Raw genomic sequence first — 17,332 nt, 5'->3', positions numbered from 1 at the left:
GGGCAGCGAGGCGCGGGCATGAGCGCGGCTCGAGAGCACGTGGTGGTCGTCGGCGGTGGTTTCGCCGGACTGCTGGCGGCGGCGGCCGTCGCGCCGTACGTCGAGCACGTCAGCGTGGTCGAGCGCGACCGGTTCCCGGAACAGCCATCGCTGCGCCGCGGTGTGCCCCAGGCCCGCCACCCGCACCTGTTCGTCCCGGGCGGCGTTACCGTCGCCGAGGAATTGCTGCCCGGTCTGACCCAGCGCCTGATTCGGGCCGGGGCACATCGCGTGGGCATGAACGCCGACCTGCTGCTCTATTCCGGTGCGGGCGGGTGGATGCCGCGGTATCCGACGAGCCGGTTCGGCATGACCTGCAGCAGGCAGCTGCTGGACCACGTCGTCTACGACATGGTGCGGCAGTGGCGCAATGTCGAGTTCCGGTCCGCCACAGCGGCGGTGCGTCTGCTCGGGGACGCGCGGGCTGTCACGGGCGTGGAGCTGCACACGCCGGACGACGAGACCGAACGGCTCGACGCGAGCCTGGTGATCGACGCCACCGGTCGGGGGTCCCGGACGGTCGAATGGCTGGCGAGTCTCGGGACGACCCTCGCGCCGCCGGAGATCGTGGACTCCGGTCACACCTACACCACCCGCGAGTTCCGCGCGCTGCCCGGCGCGGAGACGAACTTTCCGATGGTCATCGTGCAGGCCCATCCGGCTTCTGGCAGACCGGAATACAACGCACTGCTCCTGCCGATCGAGGACGGTCGATGGCTCGTCACCGTGGGCGGCACCCGGGGGTGCCGCCTGCCCGCGGACGAGGACGAGTTCCGCGAAGCGGCCCGCCGGTGGGTGCGCGCGCCGCTGATCGGCGAGCTGATCGCGGACGCGGCGCCGCTGTCCTCGATCCAGCGCTCCCGCAGCACCGTCAACCGGCGGCATCGCTTCGACCGGATGCGGGAATGGCCCTCGGGGTTCGTGGTGATCGGCGACGCGGCGACGGCGCTGAATCCGACCTACGGTCACGGTCTTTCCGCGGCAGCACGATGCGCGGGCACGCTCCGTCGAGCGGTCGCGCGCGGCGCCGCGAGACCGGCGGATTCGCGCAAGCTGCAGCGGGCCGTCACCGGTGCCGCGAACTATCCGTGGCTGACCGCGATCGGCCAGGATCTGCATTATCCGAACACCACCGGCGCGCGACCGCGCTGGGTGGACCGGGTGGGCAAGCGGTACGGCGATCGGCTGCTGCGTGCCGCACCGGAACGCCCGCAGCTCGGGACCCGGCTGATCGAGGTCATGTTCCTGGCTCAGTCACCGCTGCTGCTGGCCCACCCCGCGGTGCTGTCGGGGGTCGTGCGCCGCCCGCGGTGCGCGCCGCCCACCGAACCGCCGCTGACGCCGGGGGAGCGCGGGCTGCTCGCGGGGAGGCAGGTCGGATGAGCGCCGCGCGTACCGCGGAACCGATCGCGATCGTCGGCATGGCGGGCCGGTTTCCCGGCGCCGCGGACATCGACGAGCTGTGGGAGTCGCTGCTCGCCCGCGGCGACGCCATCCGTCCGGTGCCGTCCGAGCGATGGGACGCCGACGCACCGTTGGACGGTTCGAAACGCGTCCAGGGCGTCGGCGGATTCCTCGACGGCGTCGATCGGTTCGACGCCGCCCTTTTCGGAATCTCGCCCCGCGAAGCCGCCGACATCGATCCGCAGCAGCGGATCATGCTCGAGACGGTCTGGCGCGCGATGGAAGACGGCGGCATTCCGCTGGCCGACGTGCGTGGTCGCCGCGTCGGCGTCTACATGGGCGCGTCCTGGCACGATTACGAGATCCTACGCACGCGACGAGAACTCGGGGCCAGCCAGCACAGCTTGGTCGGTACGGCACTCGACGTCATCGCCTCGCGGGTGTCCTATGCACTCGGGCTCACGGGACCGAGCATGACCGTCGAGACCGGATGCTCCTCGGCGCTGGTGGCGCTGGACCTCGCGGTCCGGGCGATCCGATCGGGCGATGTCGAGTCCGCGATCGTCGGCGGCGTCAATCTGCTTCTGGCGCCGGATGTCTCGATCGGTCTCACGCACTTCGGCGGACTGTCGCGGACCGGCCGCTGCGCGGCGTTCGGGGACGGCGCCGACGGGTTCGTTCGCGGGGAAGGCGTGGCGGCCGTGTACCTGAAGCCGTTGCGCGCCGCCCGCGCCGACGGCGATCCGGTGCGGGCCGTCGTCTTCGAGAGCGTGGTGAACAACGACGGTGGCGGCGACAGCCTGGTCACACCGAATCCGGCGGGCCAGCGCGATCTGCTGCGCCGCGCCTACCGCAGCAGCGGATTCGACCTCGGCGACCTGGCCTACGTCGAGGCGCACGGGACGGGAACGGGCCGAGGCGATCCGATCGAGGCGGGGGCGCTCGGTGAGATCCTCGGCGCCGACCGACCCGTCGAACGCGGGCCACTGCCGATCGGGTCGATCAAAACCAACATCGGCCACCTGGAGGCGGCCGCCGGCATCGCCGGATTGGTGAAGGCCGTGCTGTGTCTCGAGCACCGGCGCGTGCCGCCCAGCCTGCATTCGGAGACGCTGAATCCCGAGATTCCCTTCGACGCGCTGAATCTGCGTGTCGTTCGCGAGCCGATCGAGCTCCCGGCGGATCGGTCGAGCTACATCGGCGTCAACTCTTTCGGCTGGGGCGGCACCAACGCCCACGTCGTACTGCGGTCCGCCGACGCGGTGGCCGAGGACGCGGATGCCTGCGCCGCGCCCGCCCTCGGTTTCCTTCCGGTCTCGGCGCATACTCCCGACGCGCTGCGCCGCCGGTGCCACGACATCGCGGATCTGCTCGACACCGACCCGGCGCGTTCCAAGGCCGTGATCGCCGCGCTGGCCCGACGCAGCACCGCGCACCCGTTGCGCAGCGCGGTGCTCGGCGACGATCCCGTCGAACTGGCCGCCGCGCTGCGCGCGCACGCCGATGACCCATCGGCGCAACAGTTTTCGCTGCTGTCCGGCCGCGCCGCCGGTCGTGGCAGGGTGGCCTTCGTCTTTCCCGGTCAGGGTGGCCAGTGGCACGGGCTGGCGGGCGCGTTGTACGGCGTGGACCCGGCCTTCACCGACGCGCTCGACGCGTGCTGCGCCGCACTCGAACCCCATGTCGACTGGGACACCAAGGCGATCGTCACCGGCGCGGGCGGTGCGGGCTGGCTCGATCGGGTCGACCAGGTTCAGCCCGTGCTGTGGGCGCTGGCCTGCGGTATCGCCGCGATGTGGCGACGAGCTGGCATCGAACCCGACGTCGTGATCGGCCACAGCCAGGGCGAGATCGCGGCGGCGTCTGTCGCGGGTCTGCTCGGCATGGCGGACGCGGCGATGATCGTCGCCCGTCGCAGCGCCGCGCTCCGCACCGTCGCGGGCACCGGGCGAATGCTGGCGGTCGACCTCGGCATCGACGAAATCGCCTCGGCTGTGGTGGGTTTCGAGGACCTTGTCGCGCTGGCGGTGCACAACGGCCCGCGCTCCTGCGTGCTCTCCGGCGACACCGACGCCATCGAAGCGCTGCGGGAGATCCTGACCGCCGAGGGCGCCTACTGCCGGATGGTCAACGTGGACTACGCCTCGCACAGTCCGCGGATGTCGGTGCTGCGGCCGCGATTGCTGTCCGAACTGGCCGAGGTCACGCCGAGTCCCGGCCGCGTCGAGATGATGTCCACCGTCTCGGTGCGCAAGGTGACGCCCCGGGACCTCACCGCGGACTACTGGATCGACAACCTTTGCCTGCGTGTGCGTTTCGCCGAGGCGATGTCGGCGCTGTACGACGACGGCGTCACCCATGTCGTCGAGATAAGCCCGCATCCCGTCCTGCTGCCCGCCGCGGAGCAACTGGCCGCGACACGCCCGCGACCACCGGCGGTGCTTCCGTCGCTGTACCGGGACAGCGATCCGATCGCCGAGATGAACCGCAGCCGCGCCCGCGCCTACGTCTCCGGTCTCCTCCCGTTCGCCGATGTCGAGGCGCGCGGGGCGGCGCGGCTGCCCCGGTATCCGTTCCAGCACGAAAGCCATTGGCTGCCTTCCTCGGCCGCACCGGAAAGCCGCGCCGCAGCCTCCTTGCGAGTCGAGGTGGCGCCGAGTTCCCTGGAACCCGGCGCCTGGCTGGCGCGGGTGGGGGACCTGTCCGGCGCGTTGGAGTGGCTGGCCGACCATCGGGTGGGCGACGCGGTGCTGGCGCCCGCCGCGATGATGACGGCGCTGGTGATCGCCGCCGCGCGCGCTCGCTTCGGCGCTACGCCCGTCGCGCTGCGCGATCTGCGGTTCGTCGACACGCTCGTGCTCGGGGTGCGGCCGGTGCGCGTGGAAGTCGGCCTGCGCGACGACATCGCGGCGCGGACCAGCTTCGAGGTCGCATCCCTGACCGGCGACGCCGACGGCTGGGTCGTGCACGCGCGCGGCCACGCCGAGCGGTCCGCCGAGCCGACGGACGCACCCGCCGCGTTCCCCGCCGACCTGCTCGACGCGGCCCCGGTCCCGGTTGCCGATTTCTATCGCGACTGCGACCGGCGCGGACTGCACTACGGTCCGCAGTTCCAGGTGATCCGCGAGCTGCGGGTGCGTGGCGACGGTGCGAGTCGAGTCGCGCTGAGCCGGGTCGCGCTCGGCGAACAGTGCCGCGCGCAGACCGGCCGCGCGGAACTGCACACCGTCCTGCTGGACGGGGTACTGCAGACCGCCCTGGCCCTGTTCGACGACGAGCGGACGATGCTGCCCTCGGGAATCGACGAACTGCGGCTCTACGGCGAACCGGCGGGATACGTCGACGCCGCTTGGGCCTACGCGACGCGCCGATCCGAGACCCGCGTGGACCTCCACCTCTTCACCGACGATCGCGCACCGCTGGCCAGGATCAACGGGTTGCGCCTGCACCCGATCGACGGCGAGCGGACCGGCGGGCGCCGCTCCGACCGCGAGTTCACCCTCGCATTCCGGCCCGTGCCACGCGAACAACGCACGTCCGCAGGCACTTTCGTGCTGGCCGGAACCGCGCACTCGCATGCCGAATTGTCCGCGGCGCTGCGCGACGGCGGTGGTTCCGCGGTCTCGATCGAGCCGGACGCCGAGGCGCCCAGCTGCGCGGGCAAGACCGTCGTGTTCCTGGCGCCGACCGCCCGCGACGGACTCGACTCTCAGCGGCACGGGCTGACCGAACTCGCGGCGCTGGTGCGCCGTGTCCTCGATGCCACGGCGACACCGGCCCGGCTGGTCGTGGTGACGGCGAACGCCCAGGCCGCGGAACCGGCGGATCGGCCGGACCCGGGTGGCGCGCTGTTCTGGGGATTCGTGCGAGTGCTGCGCCGGGAACACCCCGAATTGTCCGCCGACCTCATCGATCTCGATCCGGTGGGCGGGGCGGGAGTCGAGGAGTGCGCGGCCGAGCTCCTCGCCGCGCCGGGCGACGACCAAGTGGTGCTGCGCCAGGGCGGCCGTTACGTCGGTCGGCTCGAACAAGGGACGCCAGCCGGTGACGACACCAGTTCACCGCCGTTGCGAACGGTGGCGCAGCCCTTCCGGCTCTGGCCGACGCCGGGCCGGTTCTGGGACGGACTGTCCTTCCGGCCGTTGGACATTCATGCACCAGGTGTCGGCGAGGTGCTGGTGGAGGTCGAGGCCGCGAGCCTGAACTTCATGGACGTCATGAAAGCCACCGGCGCCTATCCCGACACCTCGGCGGGCAGCGAGTTGCTCGGCGCGGAATGCGCGGGCGTGGTGCGCGCCGTCGGCCCCGGCGTAGGCGATCGCGCGGTCGGGGATCGAGTCGTCGCCTGCGGATTCGGTTCGCTGGCTTCGCATCTGACGGTGCGTGCCGACCACACGGCCGTAGTACCGGACGACATGCCCGCCGCGACCGCCGCCGCGCTGCCGATCGTCACCGCCACCGCCTGGTACGCGCTGGTCCGGCTGGCGGCGGCGACCGCCGACGATGTCATCCTGATCCATTCCGCCGCAGGAGGTTTGGGGTTGGCCGCGATCGGCGTCGCCCGTTCGCTCGGTGCGACCGTGATCGCCACGGCGGGCACCGAGCGCCGCCGCGAGTACCTGCGCGATACCTGCGGTGTCGAGCACGTCTTCGACTCGCGTTCGTCGGACTGGCCGGACGAGGTGCGCGCGGTGACCGGCGGACGCGGCGTGGACGTCGTGCTCAACGCGCTCGCGGGCGCGGCCATCGATCGCGGCCTGGACGTACTCGCCGAGGACGGCCGCTTCCTCGAGGTCGGCAAGAAGGACATCTACGCCGACCGCAGGATCGGATTGGGCGCCTTCGCCAAGGGAATCACGGTGAGCGCGGTAGATCTGGCCGGGCTCATGACCCGACGGCCCGAACGGTTCGCGACGGTGTTGCGCGAGACCTGGCGCCAGGTCGTGTCGAAACGGCTCGCCGCGCCGCCGGTGACGGTGTACGACTTCGCCGAAGGACCGCGGGCGCTGCGGCAGCTGGCCGACGGTACCCACCTCGGCAAACTCGTGCTGACCCGTCCCGACACCGTGGACCGGGTCGTTCCCGAGCCGATGCCCGACGGCCGGTTCCGCGGCGGCGGGACGTATCTGATCACCGGCGGGCACGGTGCGCTCGGTCGCAGTCTCGCCACCCATCTGCTCGCGCACGGCGCGGGAGCGGTGGCGCTGGTGAGCCGCGGCACGTCCGATCCGGGAACGTGGTCGGTGGATCCGGTCCGTGACTCGGGTCGCGATCCCGATTCCGTTGTGGTGCGCGAATATCGGGCCGACGTCGCCGATCGTGCCGCACTCGCCGCCGTCCTCGATGCCGTCCGCGCGGAGCTGCCGCCGTTGCGCGGCGTGTTCCACGCGGCGGGCGTGCTGGACGACGCGACCGTCGCCACGGTGTCCGCGGAGCAGATCGAGCGGGTGCTGCGGCCGAAGATCGACGGCGCCCGCTATCTCGACGCGCTCACCGCCGACGACCCGCTCGACGCGTTCGTGCTGTTCTCCTCGGCGGCCGCGTTGATCGGCAACCCGGGGCAGAGCGCCTACGCGGCGGCCAACGCCTATCTCGACGCGCTGGCCACCGCGCGCAGACGGGACGGGCGGCCGGGATTGAGCGTCCAGTGGGGTCCGTTCGACGACATCGGATTGGCGGCGACGCACGACAACCGGGGCGCCCGCCTGGCGGCACGCGGCCTCACGGGCATCGCCGCCGCCGAGGCCTGGGGCGCCCTCGATCACCTTCTGTGCGAGGACCGCCCGGTGGTCGGATACCTGTCGCTCAACCGGCGGCAGTGGTTCGACGCCTACCCGGACTGCGCGGCCCAATCGAGCTGGCACGCTTTGCGGGACAGCGCCGAGGTCGGCGGAGGCGACACCGCCGCCCACGATTTCCTGAACACGCTCGCGCGCGCGACCGGCGACGAACGGCATCGGCTCGTGCACGCGAAGGTCACCGAAATCGCCGCGCAGGTGCTGCGCATGCCACCGGCCGGGCTGGACGGTGCGACGCCGCTCAAGACACTGGGCTTGGATTCGCTGATGAGTCTGGAGATGCGCAACAAGCTGGAATTCATTTTCCGGCTGGAGCTTTCCGCGACCGTGCTGTGGACCTACGGAACGACCCAGGCGTTGTCCGGCGCGATCGGCGAGCGGCTGGCGGCCGCGATTCCCACCCGAGAGGAAGCGATATGAACGACACGGATCTCGCGCCCGCGCCGCAGCCCGCCGACGCCGCGCTGCGCCGCGCGACCGAGACGATCCGCAGGCTGCGCGAGGAATTGACGCGGCGATCGGCGACCGGACCCGTCGCGGTGGTCGGCGTCGGCCTGCGCCTCGCGGGCGGCATCACCGACCTCGAAAGCCTCTGGACGGCGCTGCGGGAGGGGCGAAACCTGGTGGCGGACATGCCCATCCACCGCCGCTGGCCGTTCGAGGACGAATGGAGCAGGCTGCCGACGATGGGCAGCTTCGTCGACGACGCGCTGCACTTCGACCCGGAGTTCTTCGGCATCAGCCCGCGCGCGGCGCAGGCGATCGATCCGCAGCACCGGCTGCTGCTCGAAACGACGTGGGACGCCATGGCACACGCGGGTCTGGAACCGGCTGGGCCGCATGAGGAACCGATCGGCACGTTCGTCGGGATCACCGGCCGTTTCGACTACGCCGACTGGTCCGCGCGGCACGTCGATGCGCACGCCGCGCTCGGCAACGGCCACAGTTTCGCCGCGGGCCGCATCGCCTACACCTTCGGATTCACCGGACCCGCCATCGCTTTCGACACCGCGTGCTCCTCGTCGCTGGTCGCGATCCACCACGCCATCCAGTCGCTGCGCCGCGGGGAGTGCGCGGTGGCCGTCGCGGGTGGCGTGAATCTGGTGCTGGCCCCGAACTCGACCCGGCTGATCGACCAGACGGGCACCCTCGCGCCGGACGGGCTGTGCAAGTCCTTCGACGCGCGGGCGAACGGCTATGTGCGCGGCGAGGGGTGCGCGACGGTGGTGTTGAAGCGTCTGGCGGACGCCGAACGCGACGGCGACCGGATCCTCGGCGTCATCCACGGCAGCGCGGTCAATCAGGACGGCCGCTCGTCGGGTTTCACCGCGCCGAACGCGCGGGCGCAGCAGCGCGTCATCGAGTCGGCGCTGGACGACGCCGGATGCTCGGCGGCCGACATCGGCATGGTCGAGGCGCACGGAACGGGCACCTCGCTGGGCGATCCGATCGAGATGAGCGGGATCGTCGCCGCGCTCGGCGCGCGCAACGGCGGCCGCGCGTTGCACGTGGGGACGCTGAAGACGAATCTCGGGCACCTGGAAGCGGCCGCCGGTGTCGTCGGCCTGGTCAAGGCACTGCTGTGCGCGCGTGAACGCGTCGTCCCCCCGCTGGTCCATTTCGGCACGTTGAATCCGCGAATCACCCTCGATGGCACCGATATTCGGGTGTCGGGGCAGTCCGCGCGCTGGTCGACGGACGATTCGGGACCGCTGGCGGGTGTGAGCGCGTTCGGCATCATCGGCACCAACGCGCATGTCATCGTGGGACCGGCGCCCGCGCATGCCGCCGACGGCGCCCCGAACGGGAGATCCGGCGTGACGGTTGCTCGCCGGGCGCGCCACCGCGTCGTCTGCGTGCCCGCCTTCCTCGGCGAGCCGCCCGCGCCGGTTCCCGCGGCGCGATGAGCGAATCCGGCGTTTCAGCGAAAGGTGTTTCCATGGCGAACAATTCGGCCCATGCCCGTGCCTTGTCCAGCCCGAGGGCGTTCCACCTGCTGATGAACTTGTATCCGCCACTGCTGTTCACGGGGGTGCGGGTCCGCCACGTCGCCGAAGACTGGAGTTCGGTACGGGTCTCGCATCGGGTGCGGGCCTGGAACCGCAACGTCAACCGTTCCGCCTTCGGCGGCACCCTCTTCGCGATGACCGACCCGTTCTACGCGGTCATGGCGGCGGGCCAGCTCGGCGGCGGCTATCGCATCTGGAACAGCAAGGGCGCCATCGAGTTCCTCGCCCCGGGCTACGACGTGGTCACCGCGACCATGCGGCTGACGCCCGACGAGGCGGCGGCGATCCGCGCGCGAGTCGACGACACCGGCCGGTCCGTCACCACGCACGTCACCGAGATCCGCGCCGCCGACGGCACTGCGATCGCCCGCGCCACCCAGGACCTGCACGTCCGCCGCCTGAGCTGAGCGGCCTATTCGGCGGAATTCGCTTGCCGCTCCGCCAATTCGGCGAGGCGTTCGATGGACGCGGACAGCTTGTCCGCGGTGGTGGCGCGGGCGCGCACCAGACGCTTCTCGTCGGTCAGCGCCGTCCAGTCGTAGGTGTGCGTCACCAGCGTGCGACCCTCGCCCGCCGGTGCCAGCTCCCAGCGCCACAGGTGACCGGGCGGCTCCTTGCCCGGCTCCGACGGCCGCCACGCGATGCGGCCGCCCTCGGCGAACTCGACGACATGGTTGTCGCGCACAGCGCCGTTCGTGAGCGTCATGCTGAACACCTCGCCCACGCCGCGCACCCGCTGTCCGGTCGGCGCCTCGGCGAGATTGTCGTTGCCGTCCCACCGCGGCTGCTGCACGGGGTCGGCGATGAGCTCGAAGATGTCGGCCGGGTCCGCCGCGATCTCCCGGCTGGCGCTGACTACACGAATCTCATCGATCTGCTCGGTCACGGGCGGTATCGAATCATCCCATGCCTCGAGCGCACAACCCTTGCGCTCGAGGCGGCGCGAATTCGCTTCCGCCGGAACGGGCCGCGCCGACTCCGGCGACAGTCGTGGGCGCGCCGTAGCGGCATGGCCGAACTCGTCGGCGGCAGTCGTCACTCGTGGAAGGTCGCGGTCAGGTCAGGAGGGTGTTCAGCTCGTCGGCGTAGAGGAGGGCGGGATCGAACCCCATGCCGGTGAAGTGGCCCGCGAGTTCGAGGGAGAGGACGCCGTGGAGCCGGGTCCAGAAGGACACGGCGCGGTGGAGGACGGTGGCGGGCGCCGAGTGGCCTTCCGCCCATCGACGGTGCTCGTCGAGGTGGGCGTCGAACGGCGTCGTCGGATTGTCCTGAGGCAGCCCGGCGAAAGCTTCGACGAGCACCGACATGATTTCGGCGGAGATCTGAGTGGTGTCGTCGGGGGCGTGGTAGCCGGGGACAGGTGTGCCGTAGATGAGGAAGTAGCGCTGCGGGTCGGCCAAGGCCCATTCCCGCACGGTGTAGGCCAGCTCGGTGACGTCGGCGCCGGAGCCGAGCGCCGCGCGCATCGCGTCGGCGAGGCTTCGGTAGGCGTCGCGGATCAACTCGGTGATCAACTCGTCGCGACTGGCGAAGTACCGATACAGGGCGGGGCCGCTCATGCCGACCTGCTTGGCGATCGCGTTGAGCGACAGCGCGGACACGCCCGCCGTGGCGATCTGCTCCCACGCGTGCTGCTTGATCTCCTCGCGCACCTGGGTCCGATAGCGCTCGCGCGAACTCGCCCCACTGGCGACCATCGTCCACCACCTCCGCACGACCTCCGCGACATGACAGTTAGACCCTATCACTTTTACTATTGACACTCACTTGATCGCGGTTATAGCTTCTAACTAAATCGAGTGACTCTAACTCGATGGTTGTCGGCTCCAAGCCCTGAACGAGGAGAACCTCATGTCCCACACCCCGCGAACCGCTCGCCGCGCCGCCCGCTTTCTCATTCCGTTGGCCGCCGCGCTCGCGCTGACTGCCGTCACCGCATGCGGCGGCGATGAGAACGAAACCGCGGGCCGAGCCGCGACTACCACCGACCCCGCGCACCCGGCTCCCCTGACTTGCGGTGGGGCGGGTATCGATCGCGATGCGCCGATCCGCTACCGGACGGAGACCTTGATCGAGGCGCCATTGCGCACCATCTGGGAACTGCAGACCGACGTGGAACGCTGGCCCTCCTGGCAGAAGCCCGTCACGAGCATGAAGCTCTTGGACCAGGGACCGCTGCGGGAAGGCTCGCGGTTCCAGTGGACGACTCCGGCGCCCGCCACCGCCACGACCCCGGCCACCACCTTGGTCATCACTTCCAGCGTCCACCAGATGCAGCCGAGTACGTGCATCCGCTGGAGCGGCCCTGGCATCGGCGACGGCCTGCGCATCGACAACGGCGTGCACGTCTGGACCTTCACCGAGGTCGACGGCGGCGTCCTGGTGCGCACCGAAGAGAACTGGACCGGCGCGCAGGTCGAAGCCGACGTGCCCACCTCCACCGCTTTCCTCGGTATGGGCCTCGAAGCCTGGTTGAAGGATCTGAAGGCCGCCGCCGAAGCCAGCTCCTGACCGGGCGCCGACTACTACTTCTTGGTAGCGGTGGCGGGCCAGCCGATGCCGGGCCAGGATTTGGGCAGCCTGATCAACCCGTCCAATGCCAGCGCCACCAAATCCTCGTAACCCTCGCGCATTTCAGCGAGATGATCCCAGGCCCGGTGGCGTTGGACCGCGTCCTCCACGTGGTGCAGCGCCCAATGGGCGCACGCCGCGGCTTCGGCGACCCGCGCGATCACCCCGCCCACCGAATCGGTCCCGCGGGGAGCGCCCGGCCGCGGGCGCGGAAGCTGCGCGGTGATCCACGCGTCGATCTCGTGGACGACTCCCGCTACCTGCTGGCGGATTTGGCATTCGGACGGCGCGCCGAGCCACTCGCGGTGCAGCGATCCGAGCTTCCGCGCCCAGCCCGACAATGGTCGATCGCAGTTCGAACGTCCGCTGATCGCGCGCAGCAGATCGTCCGGTGCGAGAAATGGACCGTGTTGCCGTGGCACACGTAAACGTGAAGTTGGCGCCGCCATCTCCGGTCACGCTCGCCGGGCAGGCCTGGCGGGGGTCGCCGGTGAATGCGCGAGATTCGAATTTCTTTCGCCAGTCACATGATCTCCTGGGCAAGGCGCGCCGATATGGCGGCATACGCCTTGGAATTATTCTTCTGCAGATAGGGATGGAGATCGCTACCCTCCGCGACACCTGACAGCAGCGGCAGGTGAAGGCCTGATGTAAGTGAGTTGGAGCGATACTCGCGAGTCACAAAAATAGCAGTGAGTGACCTTCGTTACCATACGTCGGCACAATCTCGAGAAATTCTCAGAAAACTCCGATCTATGCCGCCGCGAGGTCGACGGGCGCGCGATGTTCCGAAGCGCGTCGTACCTGTCGTACTACAGGCGGGGTGGGTCGTGCTCGATGGGCCGCGCGATCGTCACCGCGGCTTCGGAGGGTGTGTGGGCGCGGGCCGTGCGTCGCGCCGACCGCGTCGATCGCGACGCCGCACGAAAATGTCGGCGAGACACGCGCTCGGATCAGCCGCTGCCGTCGCCGCAGGTGAGAAGGTCGCTGGGTGATCACGACTACTGACCGCGTCATCGACCGCTATGTGACCGTGAGTCGTCCCCACGACCCCGCCGCGGTGGGATCGGGGTGGACGCCGACGTCGACGAGCGATGACCGTGCGGAAGATTTCGGCGTGCATCACCGCCCGATCGCCCGCCCCTGCCCGGAGCAACGCCGTCTGCTCGAGGCCATCCGCGTGGCCGCCGGGCATCTCGCGTCGACCCCCGGCTGCACCGACGAGGAACGCCGCCGCGCGCGGGCGCTGCTGGCCGACGCCGTCGCGCAATCGCGAAGTGCGGCGGAGATCTTCGACATCGATCCCACTCTCACCGATGAGTCGAGCCTGACCGGCCACCATGTGGACCTGCTGATCGAGCTGCTGCGCCAGCTTCCGGCGAAGCTGGACGACGCGTGCCCCGAACCGAACGACCCGCGCCGCACCCACGGCGCCGCCGCGCTCGCCCAGCAGTGGGCCGAAGCCATCGCACTGGCCAGCGCGATCCGGGCCCGGGTGAGCCAGATGCTGCAGGAGCTGCCGCGCCCGGACTGGGCAAGCCCGGTCGGCCAGCACCGTATCTCTCGGCAGCGCTTGGCGCGGAACGCGGCGCTGATCGCCGAGGCGGTCGAACTGCTGCGAGCCGCTGTCGGCAGCGCTGTCGCAGTCGAATTGCCGCACCCGCAGGCCCGGTCGATCGCGCGGCTCGTGGACACCCTGGACACGCTGGTCGAGGACCTGCGAGCAGAGAGCCATCACTGACCGGAGACCCCGCCGCGGCGGCGGATCACTTCCGCGCCGTCGGTCTTCGCCACGCTGCGCGAACCAACGCCGGACACCGTGTGCCGGACGCATTTCCGCGCCAGGCCGAGCCCTCAGGACATCAGGCATACACTGTTCGTCGCGCTCGCGATCGGTGATGCTCACCGCGCAAGCACGTCGAGTTCGGAACCGGGAAAGCCGCCGCTACGGCGATCGAGTATGAAGGTGTGACGCAGCACGGTGCGGGTACGACCGAGGTGTCGGTGTGGACCGCGCGTGTTCGCGCGAGCAGGTGAGTGATCATGAAGACGAAATCGCCGGAGACGGTGAAATGCCGGGGATGTCAGTGCTGGTGGCCATTGAGCGCCCACAATGTGTGCCATTGTTCGCAATGCCATCAGACGTTCACCGGTGAGAAGGCCGCGAACCTGCATTTGGTGGTCGATTATCGCCACAAACCGCACGTAACTTGCCGGACACCGGCCAGCGTCGGCCTCATCGACGCCGGCCGCGACTACCCCTGCTGGGGGTTACCGCAGAACTAGCGTTGTGCGCCAACGAGTTCGGCGATTGGTGTGCACGAGGCTGAGGGCCGCGACGACCGACATGCCGCGGATCGTCCGTCGCGGCGGTATCCCGTTGTCTGCAAATCGGATTCACACAAAGTTTCGCCGATACTTTGGGATCTCCACGAGGCGATCGCGGATGGCTACCGGCGGGTAACGAAGCGTGGTCTGATGGGCCCGTCCCGAACCCGGGACGTGTTGAATGCACAACCAGAGGATGATGTATGACCTCCAAAATTGTTCGCCCGCTTGCCATCGCCGCCCTGGTGCTGTCGGCGGGCTCGCTGACCGCGGGGACCGCCACCGCGGCCACACCGGTGTCGGGTTCGGTGGAAGTGTGCACCGGTATCCCGCTCGGTCACATCGAGCTGAGCTTCTGCCTGTAGTCGTTCGGCCCGGCCCGCGGCGGTCGCGAAACCATCCACGGTGACGAAGCTGCCTGGTTTCACCGGTCTGGAATGGCGGCCGCCGCAAGGTATTGGGGATGCGTCTCCGCCTGGGGCCGCACGACCCCAGGCGGAGATCGCCGGTCGCGCGGTCATCGGCGTGCCGCTGGACCGGAAGGGATGTCCAGGTGATGGGGACGCCGATTGCGCGAAGAGGGGCACGCTGTCTCGCTGGCCGCCGGGCGGCGAGGCGGGTCGAGATCGAGCTCGATCACCACTGGGCAAGCAAGCCGCAAGTCGGGGCGGGTCGATGCCGTGAATATCGTCCCTCGGGTTGTTTACTTGGCGTGCTGCTCGTTCACGGAGCCCTGCCGAAGGCGCAGGCGGCACCGTGAATGCGGCTGTGGGCAGCGCCGATCCAGCGATCGTCTCGTCGATCGTCATGGCGTTGCCAGCATCTATGCGGGCCGGAATCGACTATGAGGAGGGCTAGTGACGAACAAGGTGGTTCACCGGGCTACCGGCGTGAGCGCCAAGCTGGGTGTCGTCGGTGCGGCGGTCGGTGCGTTGGTGCTTGGGCAGCACACCGTCGCGCACGCCGCGGAGACGACCACATTTCATCTCCCACTGATCAAGTTGTCCCAAACATGGGGTGTTCCATCGACATTCAGCGTCTACTTGACCGCGACCGTCGGTGACGAACCCGGAGTCACCACCTTCGGTGTCGCCAACCCCGGACCGTTCAGCGGTGGCACCGTTTTCGACTCCCACGCCCGGATCCACTGGACGAATCTGACGACCGGAGCGGTCGGTGTGGTGGACGTGCCGGATCGGGAAACGGCGCAGCGGCCCTGTGACTGCCGCCCGGCGCCGGTGCGGGTGTTCACCGGAGCGGGTTCGATCGTCGCACTCGCGACCGCCGGTGGCGTCGCCATCAATGTGTCCTCGGGACTCGGTACCTTCAAGGCTGTTTGAGCCCGGTTCGTCGGCAATCGCCGATGGGCTCGGCGCAATCGATGGAGGTCGGCGCGGTCGGGTCAGCTCACGACTGCACCTCGCTGGCGCTCGCTCACGCCGGGAACCCGCGCCGCTCGCCGAGCAGATACGGCGGTGCGAGATTGAACCGGCGGCAGTCGGCACAGCGCCGCGACATGGCGTCGGCCGTGCCCGTGTGGTGCAGGACGGCTTGCGTGGGGACGATCTCGAGGGTGTAGCCGGACAGCGCGGCGTGACCGTCGACGATCAGCACGTGGCCGGTCGGTGCCTCCGGCGGCCACAGCAGGGTGACCGCCGGGTTCGCGGTGATATTGCGGCAGGTGACCGGTCCCGGCGCGGGGATGTGAAAGCGGTTGTCCTCCAGCACCGGATGGTGGGGTGTGGTGTGCGGCCCCAAGTCGCCGATGCTGACGAGAAAGGCGAGGTCGTACCTGCCGATGATGTCTACCAGGTCGGGCGGGAGGTCCGGCGAGCTCATTCACCAAGGGTAGGCGAAACCGAGGGTGAAACGCGCGGATTTCTCCGCGAATGCGGATTCGCTAGCGTTCTCGTGCCGTATGTGAGCGCGCCACGCTAGGAACGGTCTGTGACCTGCTCGTCAACGGCTCGGTTACGTTCGCCTGGCTGCCCGGTCGTCGGGGATTATGAGGAAACCGGCGCCGCACCGCTGACCGCGTATGCGGGTGAGATTCAGGTAATCGACCGGCAACTGCGGCGATTTCGGCGAGAAGTCTCCTTATGCGAGGATATGTGTCCGAATGGTTGCCGACGGGAAGGGCGATGCGTGGGCGCGGTATCCCTCGAGGAGGACACCGGCGCGGCGGTGAGTGTGGACGACATCGACGCGGTTCTGGCGGCGGCCCTTCCGCCGGTGCCGGTCAGGTATGCGCCCTGGGAGCATGTCCGCACCGAACGGCGTGGCAGGCGATGGGTCGTGACCGAAGCGCCCGAGGTTCCCCGCCGCAACGACATCCGACGGCGCGGCGAATACTGGTGCGCCGGTGACGAACTCGCCCCCGCCGGGGCCCGGGTCGATCCGGCGCTCGTCTCCGTCGCGTTCAGTGCCGACGCGCCGATCGCCGCGATCCGGGGTCCGCTGCGCGCCGATGTACTCATCACCGGCGACGAGATCCGTGCGCCCGGCCTCCGCGCCGAGGGGCAGGTGCGTGACGCTCTCGGCCCGGTGCTGCCGCACTATCTGCGCGGTCGCGACATCTACTGCCGACAGGTCTGGCGGCTGCCCGACGACCGTGCGGTGCTGCGGTCCTGGTTCGACCTCGACACCGATGCCGAACTCGTGGTCTCGGTCGGGGCGACCGGACGCGGCGCCGCCGACGGGCTGCGCGATGTGCTGGCCGAGATCGGCGCGCAAATCCTGATCGACGGTGTGCGCATGCGGCCGGGAGGCTCGCAGATCGTGGCGCGCCTCGCCGATGGTCGCACACTGCTGGCCCTCCCGGGCAATCCGCTGGCCGCGATCTCGGCTTTGCTGGTCACCGGCGAATCGTTGGTCCGTGCCCTGACCGGCCGTAGTCCGTCGCCACCACGCTGGGGCCGGATCGCCGACGCGTTGGCGCTGGAGCTCGGATGCACCCGCGTCGTGCCCGCCCGGCAGGTCGACGGCGGCGTCTGGCGAACCGTCGGCGCGGCGCGGACCCCACACCTGGCCGATCTCCGCGCCGAGCAGGCGTTGGCCCTACTTCCGCCCGGGTCTGGTCGCGGCGCGCTCGTGGAAGTCCTGCCGATTCCGCAATGACCCGGCCTATGTGCCGCAGACGCGGCAAAATATGGCCAGCCGTGACGAATCCGCGGGACAGTGAAC

14 protein-coding genes are annotated in these 17,332 nt (G+C 69.8%); 10 read left to right on the top strand and 4 right to left on the bottom strand.

What is annotated here, in order from left to right; translation table 11 throughout:
• Positions 1 to 18 precede the first annotated feature (18 nt).
• The 4 genes from T333_RS27485 to T333_RS27470 are packed head-to-tail and all read left to right on the top strand — an operon-like array spanning position 19 to position 9,657.
• Positions 19 to 1,422, top strand: coding sequence for an NAD(P)/FAD-dependent oxidoreductase (locus T333_RS27485; RefSeq protein WP_496426303.1), 1,404 nt, complete (start codon positions 19 to 21; stop codon positions 1,420 to 1,422).
• A complete protein-coding gene (locus tag T333_RS27480; RefSeq protein ID WP_496426302.1) occupies positions 1,419 to 7,661 on the top strand; it encodes a type I polyketide synthase in 6,243 nt (2,080 codons plus the stop codon). Before T333_RS27485 ends, T333_RS27480 begins: the two co-directional genes overlap by 4 nt.
• Entirely contained in the window at positions 7,658 to 9,148 is a 1,491-nt protein-coding gene (locus T333_RS27475; RefSeq protein WP_496426301.1) for a beta-ketoacyl [acyl carrier protein] synthase domain-containing protein, read from the top strand. The genes T333_RS27480 and T333_RS27475 overlap by 4 nt, the downstream gene beginning before the upstream one ends.
• Positions 9,149 to 9,180: 32 nt before the next feature.
• The gene (locus tag T333_RS27470; protein ID WP_355003528.1) at positions 9,181 to 9,657 is read left to right on the top strand and encodes a DUF4442 domain-containing protein; all 477 of its coding nucleotides are present in this window, start codon (positions 9,181 to 9,183) and stop codon (positions 9,655 to 9,657) included.
• Positions 9,658 to 9,662: 5 nt separating this feature from the next.
• Here the strand turns inward: T333_RS27470 and T333_RS27465 are convergent, their stop codons facing one another.
• Together T333_RS27465 and T333_RS27460 are read right to left on the bottom strand one after the other, a co-directional pair.
• Complete coding sequence (locus tag T333_RS27465) at positions 9,663 to 10,136, bottom strand: SRPBCC family protein (RefSeq protein WP_496426405.1); 474 nt, start codon at positions 10,134 to 10,136, stop codon at positions 9,663 to 9,665.
• A gap of 169 nt (positions 10,137 to 10,305) precedes the next feature.
• Entirely contained in the window at positions 10,306 to 10,947 is a 642-nt protein-coding gene (locus T333_RS27460; RefSeq protein WP_496426300.1) for a TetR/AcrR family transcriptional regulator, read from the bottom strand.
• A 154-nt stretch (positions 10,948 to 11,101) separates the two neighbouring features.
• Between T333_RS27460 and T333_RS27455 the strand changes: the two genes are divergently transcribed.
• Positions 11,102 to 11,761, top strand: a complete 660-nt coding sequence (locus T333_RS27455) for an SRPBCC family protein (RefSeq protein WP_355003526.1) — start codon at positions 11,102 to 11,104, stop codon at positions 11,759 to 11,761.
• A gap of 14 nt (positions 11,762 to 11,775) precedes the next feature.
• On the opposite strand, the gene T333_RS27450 is transcribed toward T333_RS27455, so the two are convergent.
• Positions 11,776 to 12,243, bottom strand: a complete 468-nt coding sequence (locus tag T333_RS27450) for a hypothetical protein (protein WP_355003525.1) — start codon at positions 12,241 to 12,243, stop codon at positions 11,776 to 11,778.
• Between the two features lie 569 nt (positions 12,244 to 12,812).
• Between T333_RS27450 and T333_RS27445 the strand changes: the two genes are divergently transcribed.
• From T333_RS27445 to T333_RS27430, 4 genes are all read left to right on the top strand, one after another.
• Complete coding sequence (locus T333_RS27445) at positions 12,813 to 13,562, top strand: hypothetical protein (protein ID WP_357246847.1); 750 nt, start codon at positions 12,813 to 12,815, stop codon at positions 13,560 to 13,562.
• 302 nt (positions 13,563 to 13,864) lie between these two features.
• Complete coding sequence (locus tag T333_RS27440; protein WP_496426299.1) at positions 13,865 to 14,107, top strand: FDXHR family putative zinc-binding protein; 243 nt, start codon at positions 13,865 to 13,867, stop codon at positions 14,105 to 14,107.
• A 245-nt stretch (positions 14,108 to 14,352) separates the two neighbouring features.
• Positions 14,353 to 14,514, top strand: coding sequence for a hypothetical protein (locus T333_RS27435; RefSeq protein ID WP_355003522.1), 162 nt, complete (start codon positions 14,353 to 14,355; stop codon positions 14,512 to 14,514).
• A gap of 492 nt (positions 14,515 to 15,006) precedes the next feature.
• A complete protein-coding gene (locus T333_RS27430; protein WP_496426298.1) occupies positions 15,007 to 15,489 on the top strand; it encodes a hypothetical protein in 483 nt (160 codons plus the stop codon).
• A gap of 94 nt (positions 15,490 to 15,583) precedes the next feature.
• Here T333_RS27430 and T333_RS27425 read toward each other — a convergent pair whose 3' ends face one another.
• Positions 15,584 to 15,988: a pyridoxamine 5'-phosphate oxidase family protein gene (locus T333_RS27425; protein ID WP_357246853.1), complete on the bottom strand. Its 405-nt coding sequence runs from the start codon at positions 15,986 to 15,988 to the stop codon at positions 15,584 to 15,586.
• A gap of 306 nt (positions 15,989 to 16,294) precedes the next feature.
• On the opposite strand from T333_RS27425, the gene T333_RS27420 reads away from it, so the two are divergent.
• Positions 16,295 to 17,266, top strand: coding sequence for a molybdopterin-binding protein (locus tag T333_RS27420; RefSeq protein ID WP_496426297.1), 972 nt, complete (start codon positions 16,295 to 16,297; stop codon positions 17,264 to 17,266).
• The last annotated feature ends 66 nt before the right edge of the window (positions 17,267 to 17,332 follow it).

The organism is Nocardia sp. CNS-044 (genome assembly GCF_059570515.1).
Note: the sequence above shows the minus strand (reverse complement) of the source record. Positions and strands in the feature narration are given on the sequence as shown.

Bases quoted from the DNA above. Each gene is read 5' to 3' on its own strand.
- T333_RS27485 (WP_496426303.1), top strand. From the start codon at position 19: ATGAGCGCGGCTCGAGAGCACGTGGTGGTCGTCGGCGGTGGTTTCGCC.
- T333_RS27480 (WP_496426302.1), top strand. From the start codon at position 1,419: ATGAGCGCCGCGCGTACCGCGGAACCGATCGCGATCGTCGGCATGGCG.
- T333_RS27475 (WP_496426301.1), top strand. From the start codon at position 7,658: ATGAACGACACGGATCTCGCGCCCGCGCCGCAGCCCGCCGACGCCGCG.
- T333_RS27470 (WP_355003528.1), top strand. From the start codon at position 9,181: ATGGCGAACAATTCGGCCCATGCCCGTGCCTTGTCCAGCCCGAGGGCG.
- T333_RS27460 (WP_496426300.1), bottom strand. From the start codon at position 10,947: ATGGTCGCCAGTGGGGCGAGTTCGCGCGAGCGCTATCGGACCCAGGTG.
- T333_RS27455 (WP_355003526.1), top strand. From the start codon at position 11,102: ATGTCCCACACCCCGCGAACCGCTCGCCGCGCCGCCCGCTTTCTCATT.
- T333_RS27440 (WP_496426299.1), top strand. From the start codon at position 13,865: ATGAAGACGAAATCGCCGGAGACGGTGAAATGCCGGGGATGTCAGTGC.
- T333_RS27435 (WP_355003522.1), top strand. From the start codon at position 14,353: ATGACCTCCAAAATTGTTCGCCCGCTTGCCATCGCCGCCCTGGTGCTG.
- T333_RS27425 (WP_357246853.1), bottom strand. From the start codon at position 15,988: ATGAGCTCGCCGGACCTCCCGCCCGACCTGGTAGACATCATCGGCAGG.